Source organism: Streptomyces sp. NPDC093510 (assembly GCF_040683555.1).
Classification (GTDB): Bacteria; Actinomycetota; Actinomycetes; order Streptomycetales; family Streptomycetaceae; genus Streptomyces.
On the sequence record NZ_JBFBEE010000013.1, the window covers coordinates 1 to 12,438 of the forward strand.

Here is a 12,438-nt window from a genome sequence, read left to right on the forward strand (position 1 = left end):
GCGCACCTCGCCGAGCAGCGCGCGTGAGAGCGACGCGACCGTGGCGGGCGCGGACGGCGAGGCGGCCTCGGCGCCGTTCGCCGCCGGGCCGTGGCTGTTCAGCCACAACGGCGCGGTCACCGGCTGGCCCCGCTCGCTCGCCCCCCTCACCCGGGACCTGCCGCCCGACGAGCTGCTCTCCATGGAGGCGCGCTGCGACTCCGCTCTGGTGTGGGCGCTCGTCCTGCACCGGCTGCGCCGCGGCGACGAGGAGGGACAGGCCCTCGCGGACACCGTCCTGGAGGTCGCGGAGGCGGCCCCCGGGTCGCGCCTGAACCTCCTGCTCACCAACGGCGACACGATCACCGCGACCGCCTGGGGCGACACCCTCTGGTACCTCGCGGAACCCGGCCGCCGCACCGTCGTGGCCTCCGAGCCCTACGACGACGACCCCCACTGGCGCGAGGTGCCCGACCGCACCCTGCTCGCCGCCAGCCGCACCGACGTACTGCTGACACCGCTCAAGGAGCCCCCCGCGTGAGCCCGTTCCTGCTGACCCGCACCCTTCCCGAGGACGCCACCGACGCCGCGCTGCGCGCCGATGTCCTGCACGGCCTCACCCGCACCCCCAAGACGCTGCCGCCCAAGTGGTTCTACGACGCGCGCGGCAGCGCCCTCTTCGAGGAGATCACCACCCTGCCCGAGTACTACCCCACCCGCGCCGAGCGCGAGATCCTCGTCGCCCGCTCGGGCCGGATCGCCGAGGTCACGGGGGCGCGCACGCTGATCGAGCTGGGCTCGGGCTCCTCGGAGAAGACCCGCCACCTGATCGACGCCCTGGCCGACCTGCACACCTACGTCCCCGTGGACGTGAGCGAGAGCGCCCTGACCGGCGCCGCGAACGCCCTGATCGCGCAGCGGCCCTCGCTCGACGTGCACGCCCTGATCGCCGACTTCACCCGCGGCCTGGCGCTGCCGGGCACACCGGGGCCGCGCCTGGTCGCGTTCCTCGGCGGCACGGTCGGCAATCTGCTGCCCGCCGAACGCGCCGCGTTCCTCTCCTCCGTGCGCAGCCTGCTCACGCCCGGCGACGCGCTGCTCCTCGGCACGGACCTCGTCAAGGACGAGTCGGTGCTCGTGTCGGCGTACGACGACAGGACGGGCGTGACGGCCGCGTTCAACAAGAACGTCCTGTCGGTCATCAACCGTGAGCTGGCCGGGGACTTCGACCCGGACGCCTTCGAGCACGTCGCCGTCTGGGACCGTGAGCGCGAGTGGATCGAGATGCGGCTGCGCTCCACGGCCGACCAGACGGTGAAGATCCACGCGCTCGACCTGGCGGTGGACTTCGCCGCGGACGAGGAGCTCCGCACGGAGATCTCGGCGAAGTTCCGCCAGGACGGTGTACGTACCGAACTGGCCGCCGCCGGGCTTGAACTGACGCACTGGTGGACGGACGAGAGGGCGCGCTTCGCGCTGTCGCTGAGCACGGTGGCGTAGGGCCGTGCCGAGGGATGTCCGGCCCCGCCCCCCTGCGGCGGGGCCGGACGTCCGTCACAGGCCGCCGACGTCCAGCGTCTCGGTGATCCGGCGCGAGGCCTTGCGGGCCTCGGTCGCCGGGTCGCCGCCCGTCAGGACCTTCGTCATGTAGCCCTTGATCGGGTTGTCCGCCTCGACGGCCGCCCAGCGCGGCGAGTTGGGGGTGGCCCGGCCGTTCGCCGCGCCGACGGCCATCGCCGCGACGCCCTCCTCGCCCACGACGGCGGAGGCCAGTTTCGCCTTGTTCGGCACGTAGTTCATGGTCCGCGCCAGCTCGGTCTGCCACTTCTTGCCCGCCAGCGCCTCGATCACCTCGACCGCGCCCTTGTGGTCGTCGCTGTGCTCGGGCACGACGAGGTCGGAACCGCCGGTGAAGACCGCTGCGGGCTTGCCGGCCTTCTTGCCGGGGATGGGGAAGTAGCCGAGCTTGCCCTTCAGTTCGGGGTTCTTCTCCTCGATGGCGCGGGCCGCACCCGGCACCGCGACGATCTGGGCGACGTCGCCGCCCGCGAAGACGCCCGCCTGCGGCGGGTGCTCCTCGTCGGCGTCGCGCGGGCCCTCGCCGAGCGACTGCAGCCGCTGGTAGAACTCCATGCCGCGCAGCGCCTCGGGTGTGTGGAGGGCGCCGCGCCAGTCGCCGGACGACTCCTTGGTCTCCTTGGCGAGGTCGCCGCCCTCGTCCCAGATGAACCCGGCAAGGGTGTACCAGTCCTGGCCGGCGAGGTAGATCCCCTGCTTGCCGCCGGTGTTGAGCTTCTCGGTGGCCGCGATCCACTCCTCGCGGGTGCGCGGCGGCTCCGTGATGCCCGCCTCGGCGAACAGGTCCTTGTTGTAGATGACGACACGGTTCGCCGCGTACCACGGGATGCCGTACTGCGCTCCGCGGTAGCGTCCCGGCTCGGCGAGGCCGGGCAGCCAGTCGTCCATGCCGAGGTCGCGCGCGGACTCCAGGGTGAGGTCGTACAGGCCGCCTTCGTCGACGTACTGCGCGACCTGGGTGTTGCCGACCTCGATGACCTCCGGGCCTTCGCCGCCCTCCTCCTTCAGCGCCTTCTTCACCTTGGCGCCGATGCCGGTCCATTCCTGGACGCGGATGTCCAGCTCGATGCCGTCGTGCTCCTTCTCGAAGTCCGAGGTGAAGCGCTCGACGAACTCCGGCGACGCGCTGTCCTTCATCAGCCAGACCGTGACGGTCCTGGAGTCGTCACCGCCCGGCAGTACGCCGCACCCGGCGACGAGGACGGTGGAGGAGAGGACGAGCGCCAGGGACACGGCGGCGCGGTGGTGCGGTCTCACGTGGGTCACTTTCTGCCTGCGGACAGGGGAAGGTCAGCCCGACGCGGGGGGTGAGCACGTGGCTCGAACGGGTTACTGGCTGGAGTTTGGTCCGTACCAAAGCGCCGGTCAAGGGGGAAGCGTCATCTCATGTGCCAATTCGTGCGCCACCGGCCTTCCGTTCCGCCTGCCATCTCGCGCTACGGGGCGGGCTGAGGCACGGTGGAGTGACGGTATGCACGAAGTCGTACGACACCGGTCGTACGACCTCACCCGACGGCCCGGAGGAACATCCTCATGTCGAACCACACCTACCGTGTCACCGAGATCGTCGGCACCTCCCACGAGGGCGTCGACCAGGCGATCCGCAACGGTGTCGCCCGCGCCTCGCAGACACTCCGCTCACTGGACTGGTTCGAGGTCACGCAGGTGCGCGGCCACATCGAGGACGGGCAGATCCAGCACTACCAGGTCGGCCTGAAGGTCGGCTTCCGCCTCGAGGACGGCGACGAGGCGTAAGGGGTCGAGGGCCCCGGCGCAGCCCTCAGGTGCGGCCCTCGCGTTCCTGGGCCTCTTTCAGCGCCTCGGACGGGGTGGCCCAGCGGGCTCGCAGGACCGGGAAACCCGCCTGTTCCGCCGCGTCGCAGACCAGTTCGTCGTCGTCCACCAGGATGTGGATCTCGCGGTTGCGGGCCATGTCGCGGAGGATGTCCAGCTTGGTGCGGCGGGCGGGGCGGCGGTCGCCGTCGCGGCGCATCCAGATCCGGCCACCGGGCAGGCCCTGGCGCGCCAGCCACTCCTCCGTGTCCGCGCGGCAGCGCTCGGGGCGCCCGGTGAGGTAGACGACCTCGCACTCCTCCGCGCTCGCCAGGGCCAGCTCAACGCCGCGTGCCAGCGGCGGATCCTGGGGCGCCGCGGCGAAGAACGCGTCCCAGTCGCGCGGCCTGCGCTCCAGGTACCGCTGCCGGTGCGCGGTGTCCGCGAGGGTGCCGTCCAGGTCGAACACGGCCAGAGGTTTTTTGTCTTCGGTCACGTCGACAGCGTAGAAGGCGAGAGCCCGGAAGGCGGCGGCGCGCGCGAAGCCGAGTGACACGCGGTGTCCGGGGGTAGGGCGGGGTGGACCGGTGTGCGCAAGGAAAGGGCGTCGACGTATGAGCAAGTCCGTCTGCAAAGGCTCCGTCCGGGCAGGTCTGGCGCTGGGCACGGCCCTGCTGTCGACCGTGCTCTGCGCCACGGCGAGCACGGCGGTGCCCGGGGACACCGGCCAACGGGCCTGCCCCGTCGTGTACTTCGACCTCGGCGAGACCCTCGTGCACACCGCCGACGACGGCAGCACCGGCTACCAACCCGGCGCGGCCTCCTACCTGCGCGCCCTGCGTGAACGGCACATCCCGGTCGGCCTGATCACCAATGTGCCGTCCTCCTGGGGCTCGACCGACGCCGAGCGGGCCGCCAGGTTGAAGCAGGAGGTCGACGCCACCTGGCAAGGGTCCGCGCCCTTCCCCTGGAAGGACTTCGACGACCGCGTGTTCACCCCGCGCACCGAGGCGGAACGCAAACCGGCCCCCGCCCTCTGGCAGCGGGCGAAGGCCGGCTCGGGCCACTGCCGGGTCGTGCATCAGGCGGAGACGGCCGAGGAGGTCAGAGCTGCTTCCTCGCTCGGCTTCGTGCCGTACCGGACGGGCCTGCCGCACCAGCCCGCGTTTCTGCCGGTCCGTCTCGTCGAACTCCTCGCCCTGCGGTCTCCCGCTTGACCACCCCGCTGCGCAGGAGCAGTTGGAAGACGCCGAGCAGCACCGCCGTGGCGAGCGCGCTGTGCCACAGCAGGGCGTCCAGGCGCCCGGCGGCGAGATAGGCGCCCGCGGCGATGGCGGCCAGCGCGCACACCGCGCGGTCCACGATGCTCTCGACCGAGAGCAGCGTGGCGCGCGGGGCGTGCGCGGGCACGGCGTCGTTGACCAGCTTGCGCTGGATGGGGTACGCGAAGCCGGTCGCGGCGGCGAACAGGCAGAGCAGCGCGACGACGGCCCACGGCCCGCCGAACGTCATGGCCGCCAGGCTGCCCGCGAGCGCGAGGCTGAGGACGGAGACCCAGGCGACCGGTGGCAGACGGCGGCTCAGCCACTGCGGGCGGGCCGAGGCGACCGCCTCCGCCACCGTCATCGCCGCCATCACGCCGCCGTGCGAGGCCTCCGCGATGCCGTGGTCGAGCAGGATCGGCTGGAAGAGGTTGACCTGGCAGATCCGGGAGAGCGTGAAGATCGCCACGCCCTGCACCATCACCAGGGCCAGCCACCGCGAGGAGGCGACACAGCGCAGCGCCGTGCCCGCGTCCCGCAGGAACGCGCCTCCCCCGCTCTCCCTCCGCCCCTTGCCGCCGTCCGCCCCCGCGAGGCGGGGCAGCGCGACGGCGCAGGCGAGGGAGCCCGCCGCGCTGGCGGCGCTGAGCACGTACGGGGTCGGGTGCGCCACGGCCATCAGCGGGCCGACCAGGGGCCAGCACACGACCTTCGCCACCAGCCCGAGCGCCCGCGCGGTGCCCTCCGCCTTCAGGTAGTGCTCGTCGCACTTCTCGGCGCGCAGACCGTCGTACAGGTAGGCACTGGCCGCTCCCGAGGTGAGTGAGCGGCCCGCCGCGATGGCCAGGAAGTGGACGAGGAACCCGGTGTACGAGGCGCTGACCACCGGGGCGAGATTCGCCGCCGTCATGACTACTGCTCCGGCCCGCAGACAGTTGCGGGTGCCGATCCGGTCGGCGATCAGGCCGGTCGGGATCTCGAACAGACAGAACGCCACGTAGTAGATGCTCTGGATGCCGAAGATCTGCCCGTCCGAGAGCCCGGCCGCCTTCTGGTAGGCGTGGAACACCGGCATCCACCACAGCAGGTTGAACAGCAGCTGGAAGCCGTAGTTGAGCCGGATGATGCGGCGGGCGGTGTCCGTCAGGCCGGGTGCCGCCACCCGACCGGAGGCCGCCCTCACAGCGCGTACGGGCGGATCTGGACCAGCCGGAAGTCGCCCCGGTCGGTCATCAGCCACTCGATGTCCAGCGGCCTGTCCACGTCGGATTCGCTGAAGTGGGACTGCAGGAGCCTTCCCGTCAGGGACAGGTCGGCGAGCCGGGCGCGGGTGGCGGCGGAGAGGCCGTCGCCCCAGGAGCCCAGGGCAACGGTGCGGCCGCCGCCCTCCACGGTGTTGTAGAGGTACTGCTGCGGGAGGACCGTGCCGTCGACCACCTGCTCCGGTGAGCCGGGGGAACAGTTGAGGTAGACGTTGCGGAAGTCCTCGCGCCGGGTCGGGTCGCAGGTCACCAGGACACCCCCGAGGGCGGCGGGCACGTACTCCTGGATGATGACGCCCATGTAGGTGTCGTCCAGGGAGATGCCGACCTGGTGACGCAGGCGCACACTGCGGGGCGAGAGCAGCGAGGCCCACACCTGGCGCACGGCCTCCAGGAGTTCATCGGCGCCGTGGACGGTGGTGACGGAGTCGTAGACGCCCGCCGCGGAGAACCCCGGAAGGTCCTCGGCGTTGGACGAGGAGCGCACCACCAGGCGGCCGAGCGACCCGACGGGAGCGGGGAAGGCCTGGCTGATCTGCCGGGTGACCGACTCGGGTACGGCTGTCTGCCGGATCAGGTGCTGGAGTTGCAGGCAGAGCGAGTCCAGGGCGTCGGTGGCGTCGAGTTCGAGTGCCATCTTGAGCTTGCCGATGCCCTGTTGGAGGGCGGGGGACGAGGCGAGGAAGTGCTGCTGGAGCGCGAAGGGCAGCGCGACGCCCTCGGGGGCGCCGACCGTGCGGGCCACGAAGTCGGCGGCGGCTGCGCGCAGTTCGGCCGCCGACGGCGTGCTGAGGCCGAGCCGGGCCGCGAGGTGTCCGTAGAGGTCCTCGCGCGGCGGGCGGGGCCGCCCGTAGAAGGCGGTCAGGTCGGCCGTGCGGCTGTCGAGGACGTGGTGCAGCTCACCGAGGTTGGCCGCCTTGGTGCCGTAGCGGTCGCGGTCGGCGCTGCGCAGCCGGTGCAGGGCCAGTACGGGGGTGTCCCGGAGCAGGGGCGGTTCGAGACGGATGCGCTGCTGGTGCCAGGCGGGGGCCCGCAGGGCGGGTTCGTGGTCGAGCCGGGCGAGGGTGATCTCGTCCTCGCGGACCCGGTAGTGGATCCACGCGCCGTCCAGGCCGTCCTTGTCGACGAGTTGTTCCAGGTCGCGCACGATGGCGTTGGGTATGCCCCAGCCGGAGGCGAGGACGTTGGTGTGGGAGAGCGGGGTGATGGGCGCGGTGTTGAGGAATCCGGCCACCCGCGGCACATCGTCCGGCAGGCACGGCATGGCCACGATGTCCGCCCAGCCGAGCCCGCTCTCCGCCGCCGCGTACTCTTCGTGCGTCCGGAAGAACCGCAGCCGCCCGGTGGCCTCGCCGGGGTTGAGCGGTGTCCGGGCCCTGTTGCCGAAGAGTTCGTGGCTGAGAATGCGCGGCACGCGCTGCTCGCTGATCGCCGTCAGCTCCTCCTCCTGCCCGTGGTTGGCGGGCTTGAGCAGCAGCGGCAGCCTGCCGTCGACCCGGGCGCGCACGAACTCGTAGAAGTATTCGAGCAGTTGCCCGTGCATGGTGTCGGCCTCGGTCGTCTCCAGGACGAGGAAGGTGCGTTCGCGGCCGTCGGCCTCCTCGTCGGTGTGCAGGGAGAGCACGCCGAGCAGGAAGCGGCGCCCGGGGTCCATGTAGACGGAGGCGTTGAACGCGTCGAGGTCCGCGTCGAGGGTTGTGAGGTCCATGCCCAGGACGCGGGTGGCGATGTAGTCGACGTGGAAGGGGTGCGCGGCGGTGTCGAGCAGGTGCCAGGTGTCCTCGGCGCGGTCGACGACGACTTTGAGGTACGGGTGTCCTGCCAGGACCCCGGAGAGGGTGCGGAACAGGGGCAGGGAGAGGTTCTCGCCGACGACCGTGCGGTCCGTGGCCGGTTCGGGGGCGCCGGTGAGCAGCTGGGCGGTCATGCCGGGACCTCCTCGGGCCGTACGGCGGAGGGCTGGGCGGCGGGCAGCACCCGGGGCAGGGCGTCCACCAGGGTCTCGAAGTCGCGGAGCACGGACCGCGCGTCGGTGGCGGAGAGCAGGCACAGGGCCGCCATGGTGTTGGCGCCGGCGGCCGGGTCGTACACGGGCACGACACCGCCGTCGGGGAGCGAACTCTCCGCGACCACCGACAGGTCGCTGCCCCGGCTGAGAGGTATGCCGGCCGAGACGGCAGGGAAGTCCCAGGCCCTGCGGTCCGGCCAGGCCCGGCCGCGGCCGTCGACCGCGAGGACGACGAGGGAGCCGGCCGCGCCGCGCGCCTCCGCCGGGGTGAGGGCCTGTTCGGGCCACTCGACCCGGCGTCCGATGAGGTGGTCGACGAGCATGCCGACGAGGTCGAGTCCGAAGACCTCCTCGATCTGCGGCACGGTCATCGCGCCGCCGAACCGGGCGGCCGTCTCGATCAGCCACATGCCGCCGTCGGCGCCGAGCTTGATCTCGGTGTGCGTCCCGCAGTCGCGCAGGCCGAGGGCGTCGACCGCGCGACGGGCCAGGTGCACGATCCGGTCCTGGGCGTCCTGGGGCAGCGGGGCGGGGGTGATGCTCGCGCGTTCGGTGAACGGCTCGACCGTGGGCATCCGGCCGCTGAGGCAGACCGGGTGGAAGGTGCCGTCGGCCACGACGCCCTCGACGCTGACGTAGTCGCCCCAGCCCGGCTCGTCGAACCAGTCCGACGCGGTGCCGGTGACGATCTGCTCGACGACGAAGTCCGCGTCGGCCTCGGCCACGTGCAGCTCCGCGTAGCCCAGCTGCGCCGATTCGGCCATCACGGCACGGGAGCGGGCCCAGGCGGCCGGCGCCTCGTGCGGGGAGCGGATGATCTGGTGGGCGGTGGACCCGGCGCTCCAGGCCGCCTTGAGCAGCAGCGGCCCCGGCAGGGAGTGCGCCGCCTCGCGCAGGTCCGCCTCCGTGGCGACGGGCCGGAACTCGGGCTGCGGCAGCCCGTGTTGTCGCCAGGTGTGACGCATCAGCCTTTTGTCACGGGCCAGTTCGGCGGCCCTGCCCGCCCCGGCGAGACCGAGCACCTCGCAGGCTTCCGCGACGGCCACGACCGCGTACTCGGAGAAGGTGAGCACCGCGTCCGCACCGACGGCCTCGGCCCGCGAGACGATCAGGGACACCAGGTCGGGCCGGTGCACGTCGTCGACGGGTGTCACGACCGAGGCGCACAGTCTCCGGGCGGAGCCTGCCACGGCGGGAGGAAGAGCGCTGAGCGCCAGCAGGTGCACTTCCGCCCTCGCGGCCGTCCGGGACAGGACGTGGCCGAGCGGCGGACCACCCTTGGCATGCACTAACAGCACCTTGCTCACTGAAGTTCGTCTCCATTCGTATGAGTTGTCACGGGTCGCCGTATACGTGCGTGATGCGCGACAAGGCCGGGGGAATCACCCGGTCCATATGGCGGGGCGTGTTCACCCGCTCACTCAAGGGGACCAGGCCGCGGACGCCCGTGACGCCTCAGGGGGCACCGGCGACTCAGGCAAATGCCTGAGTCGCACCGGGCATGTGCGGGGTGAGGGCGGGATAGCCAACGCGCTGTGACTGAGCGTCAGCCGGTCATATACGGACGGAGACCGCTGTGGACCATTCCTGCTTCAAGGCACTGCTCGACCACCTTCCCGTGTTCTGGTGGGAAGTCGACGAGACGTGGCAGGTGCTGGAGAAGGGCGGCGGCACCCTCGGCGGCGACACCCTTGGCGGCGGCTCCCGCGGCGGCCGCCCCCCGGGCAAGAACCGCACCCCCGGCCGTGCGCATGGCCCCGCGGCGGAGGCCGGCGCCCCGGCCGAAGTACCGCGCCGGTACGCGGCCTTCGCGGAGCTGGTGGACCTGGCCCCGGCCGCCGCCTTCATCCGGGACAGCTTCGGGCGCTACCTGTGGGCCAACCACGCCTACGCGCACCTCTACGGCACGGTCCCGGAAGACGTCGTCGGCAAGTACATCGAGGATCTCGACGAACCCGCCGAGGCCGGCCAGTTCCGCGCCCTCGACCAGGAGATCCTCAGCCGGGGAACGCCGGTGCGCCACACCCTCGGCTACCGGCGCAAGGACGGCAGCGCGGGCCGGGCGGTGGGCCACCGCTTCCCGGTGCGGGAGAACACGCGGACCTGCGTCGCCGGGATCTACGTGGACGTCACGGACCATCTGCGCGCCACGGTCCAGTGGCAGGAGGCCGAGGAGAGTCTGCAGGCCCTGCGCGACCACAGCGGCCTGCCCTGCGCGCTGCTCTCGGCGAGCGGGCGCGTGGTGGAGGCGAGCGCGGCGGCCGCCGAACTGTTCCGGCTCGACCCGCACGACCTGGTCGGCCGCCGCGCCCACACCCTGCTCGCGCCGGAACCGGGCCTCGACCTGCTGCACCGCCGCTGGAACGGCCTGATAGCCCGCCGCACCAGACGGGTGGAGACGTCAGCGGTGCTCGTGGACGCCCGTGGGCTGCAGCGCCGGGCGCAGCTCCACCTGACGACGGTCGGGCACTCCGCCGCCCACGCCCGGCACGTCTGGGCCGTCGTCACCCACCAGAGCCTCGCCCACGAGGCCCATCAGTCGCTCACCGCGGCGCAGATCCGCATCCTCTCCCTCCTGGCGGAGGGCAGCAGCAACAGCGACATCGCCACCTCGCTGAAGCTGTCCCGGCAGACGGTCGACTACCACCTCAGCCGGCTGCGGCACCTCTTGGGTGCGGCGACCCGCCCGGCGCTCGTCGCCCGCGCCTACGTCCTCGGCATCCTGGCGCCGCGCGCCTGGCCGCCGCGCTCGGCCACGGCGGCCCATCCGCTCAGCGTCGTCTGACGCCGCGCGTCAGCGGATGTTGACGTCGATGCACGCGTAGAAGGCGTTGGACGTGTCACCGATGTTCCACACCGCGAGGACCTTGTGCCTGCCGGTGTTGTTGCCGAGGTTGACCTGGTGGGAGACGGTCGCGGGCGGCTGCTGGTTGTTGCCGTCGATGGTGGCGACCTTGGTGCCGTCGACGAAGTACTCGTAGTTCGCGGTGCGGTGCCTGGCGGTGAACGTCCAGGTGAAGGTCTGCGTCCTGCTGACGTCGCTGACCTTCCAGCCCTTGCTGTCGTTGTCCAGCTCCGCGAACCGGGAGTTGCCGCCGCTGCAGCTGCGCAGGCCCTTGGGGCCCTCGACGCTCTGGGGTTCGTACTTGATGTCGCCGCAGGGCACGGTGCGCGCGGCGCACTGTGCCTGCCGGCTCGCGGGGGCGTTGACGTATCCGTGGGCGCTGGCCGAACCGGTCGGCAGGGTGAGGGCGAGGACGGGGGCCATGGCGGCGCCGATCGCCGCGGCTGTCTTTCGCTTCTTGTCCATGCGTACTCCTTCACGGGCGGTGCTTCATGGGGGTGTGCGGCGTGAAGTGCCCTCGTGGGGCGAGTGAGCGGGTGGGGAATGATGGGGGTGATGAGGGCGTTGCGGTCGTGCAGGACCGGGGGTCACGGCTGCCGATTAGTCCAGACCATAGACTTTGGCCAGACGCGGTCAAGGTTGGATTCCGGCCACGCCACGGAGTCGCGGCCCGTCCCGGCCCGGCACCCGGAAGTGGCCGGTCCCGCCCAGGTGAAGGGGTCTCGTGTGGAAGCAGTCCGGTTCTCTGTCCTCGACCGTTCGCGCACCCGTGAGGGGCACGACGGCCCGGAGGCCCTGCGCGACACCGTGCGCCTCGCCCAGGACCTGGAGGCCCTCGGCTACCACAGGTTCTGGGTCTCCGAACATCACGGTGTGCCCGGCGTCGCCGGGTCGGCGCCCACGGTCCTCGCGGCCGCCGTCGCGGCGGCCACCCGCACCATCCGGGTCGGCACGGGCGGCGTGATGCTGCCGAACCATCAGTCGCTGATCGTCGCCGAGCAGTTCGGGGTGCTCGAATCGCTCTTCCCCGGCCGGATCGACATGGGGCTCGGCCGGTCGGTCGGCTTCACCGACGGGGTGCGCAAGGCCCTGGGGCGCGACAAGCACGACGCCGAGGACTTCGCGGCCCAGCTGGCCGAGCTGCTCGACTGGTTCCGCGGCGCGTCCGGCACGGGGGTGCGGGCCCGCCCCGCGGAGGGCCTGCGCGTCCCCCCGTACATCCTGGCCGTGGGCGAGGGCGCGACGATCGCCGCCGAGGCGGGGCTGCCGCTGGTCATCGGGGACATCCGGGGCCGCGAGAAGATGCTGCGCGGCATCGAGCGGTACCGCGCCGGGTTCCGTCCGTCTCCGTGGCTGGCCGAGCCGTACGTCATGATCTCGGGCACCGTCGCCGTGGCGGAGAGCGAGGAGGCGGCCCGCAGGCTGCTCGTCCCGGAGGCCTGGTCGATGGCGTACTCCCGCACACACGGCACGTTTCCGCCCCTCCCGCCGGCCGAGCGCGTCGAGTCGCTGACCATGACGGAGAAGGAACGGGGCTTCTACGAATCCGGGCTCGCCGGCCATGTGCACGGCACCGAGGAGCAGGTGGCTCACGAGCTGGAGCGGGTGATCAAGGAGAGCGCCGCGCAGGAGGTGCTCGTCACGACCAGCACGTACGACCGCGTGGGCCTGCTGGACTCCTTCCGGCGGCTGGCCCGGGTGGCGGGACTGACACCCACCGGGCAGTAGGGC

General features: G+C 72.0%; 11 protein-coding genes and 1 pseudogene. 6 read left to right on the forward strand and 6 right to left on the reverse strand.

Annotated features, from left to right (window positions below; translation table 11 throughout):
* Both AB0N81_RS21615 and egtD read left to right on the forward strand, forming a co-directional pair.
* Nucleotides 1-520 (forward strand): annotated as a pseudogene (locus tag AB0N81_RS21615) (class II glutamine amidotransferase); the annotation flags it as partial.
* Nucleotides 517-1,479, forward strand: coding sequence for an L-histidine N(alpha)-methyltransferase (egtD, locus tag AB0N81_RS21620; protein ID WP_365360650.1), 963 nt, complete (start codon nucleotides 517-519; stop codon nucleotides 1,477-1,479). The pseudogene AB0N81_RS21615 and the gene egtD, both read left to right, overlap by 4 nt.
* A gap of 54 nt (nucleotides 1,480-1,533) precedes the next feature.
* Here the strand turns inward: egtD and AB0N81_RS21625 are convergent, their stop codons facing one another.
* A complete protein-coding gene (locus AB0N81_RS21625; protein WP_365360652.1) occupies nucleotides 1,534-2,814 on the reverse strand; it encodes an extracellular solute-binding protein in 1,281 nt (426 codons plus the stop codon).
* 276 nt (nucleotides 2,815-3,090) lie between these two features.
* Here AB0N81_RS21625 and AB0N81_RS21630 point away from each other — a divergent pair, with 276 nt between their 5' ends.
* On the forward strand, nucleotides 3,091-3,312 hold the full coding sequence (locus AB0N81_RS21630) for a dodecin (protein WP_365360654.1): 222 nt from the start codon (nucleotides 3,091-3,093) through the stop codon (nucleotides 3,310-3,312).
* A 25-nt stretch (nucleotides 3,313-3,337) separates the two neighbouring features.
* Here AB0N81_RS21630 and AB0N81_RS21635 read toward each other — a convergent pair whose 3' ends face one another.
* Nucleotides 3,338-3,886: an HAD family acid phosphatase gene (locus tag AB0N81_RS21635; RefSeq protein ID WP_365360656.1), complete on the reverse strand. Its 549-nt coding sequence runs from the start codon at nucleotides 3,884-3,886 to the stop codon at nucleotides 3,338-3,340.
* A 58-nt stretch (nucleotides 3,887-3,944) separates the two neighbouring features.
* On the opposite strand from AB0N81_RS21635, the gene AB0N81_RS21640 reads away from it, so the two are divergent.
* Nucleotides 3,945-4,547, forward strand: coding sequence for a hypothetical protein (locus AB0N81_RS21640; protein ID WP_365360658.1), 603 nt, complete (start codon nucleotides 3,945-3,947; stop codon nucleotides 4,545-4,547).
* Here AB0N81_RS21640 and AB0N81_RS21645 read toward each other — a convergent pair.
* From AB0N81_RS21645 to AB0N81_RS21655, 3 genes are read right to left on the reverse strand one after another with little or no spacing between them, the layout of a single operon-like run.
* A complete protein-coding gene (locus tag AB0N81_RS21645) occupies nucleotides 4,435-5,775 on the reverse strand; it encodes an MFS transporter (RefSeq protein WP_365360660.1) in 1,341 nt (446 codons plus the stop codon). The genes AB0N81_RS21640 and AB0N81_RS21645 overlap by 113 nt on opposite strands.
* Entirely contained in the window at nucleotides 5,772-7,781 is a 2,010-nt protein-coding gene (locus AB0N81_RS21650) for a PEP/pyruvate-binding domain-containing protein (protein ID WP_365360662.1), read from the reverse strand. Before AB0N81_RS21650 ends, AB0N81_RS21645 begins: the two co-directional genes overlap by 4 nt.
* Nucleotides 7,778-9,169 carry an ATP-grasp domain-containing protein gene (locus tag AB0N81_RS21655; RefSeq protein ID WP_365360664.1) on the reverse strand — a complete coding sequence of 464 codons (1,392 nt, stop codon included), beginning with the start codon at nucleotides 9,167-9,169 and terminating at the stop codon, nucleotides 7,778-7,780. Before AB0N81_RS21655 ends, AB0N81_RS21650 begins: the two co-directional genes overlap by 4 nt.
* Before the next feature lie 269 nt (nucleotides 9,170-9,438).
* Between AB0N81_RS21655 and AB0N81_RS21660 the strand changes: the two genes are divergently transcribed.
* Nucleotides 9,439-10,647 (forward strand): PAS domain S-box protein, encoded by a 1,209-nt coding sequence (locus tag AB0N81_RS21660; RefSeq protein WP_365360666.1) that lies wholly within the window; start codon nucleotides 9,439-9,441, stop codon nucleotides 10,645-10,647.
* A 9-nt stretch (nucleotides 10,648-10,656) separates the two neighbouring features.
* Here the strand turns inward: AB0N81_RS21660 and AB0N81_RS21665 are convergent, their stop codons facing one another.
* A complete protein-coding gene (locus AB0N81_RS21665) occupies nucleotides 10,657-11,172 on the reverse strand; it encodes a lytic polysaccharide monooxygenase auxiliary activity family 9 protein (RefSeq protein WP_365360668.1) in 516 nt (171 codons plus the stop codon).
* Between the two features lie 261 nt (nucleotides 11,173-11,433).
* On the opposite strand from AB0N81_RS21665, the gene AB0N81_RS21670 reads away from it, so the two are divergent.
* Complete coding sequence (locus tag AB0N81_RS21670; protein ID WP_365360670.1) at nucleotides 11,434-12,435, forward strand: LLM class flavin-dependent oxidoreductase; 1,002 nt, start codon at nucleotides 11,434-11,436, stop codon at nucleotides 12,433-12,435.
* Nucleotides 12,436-12,438: the final 3 nt, after the last annotated feature.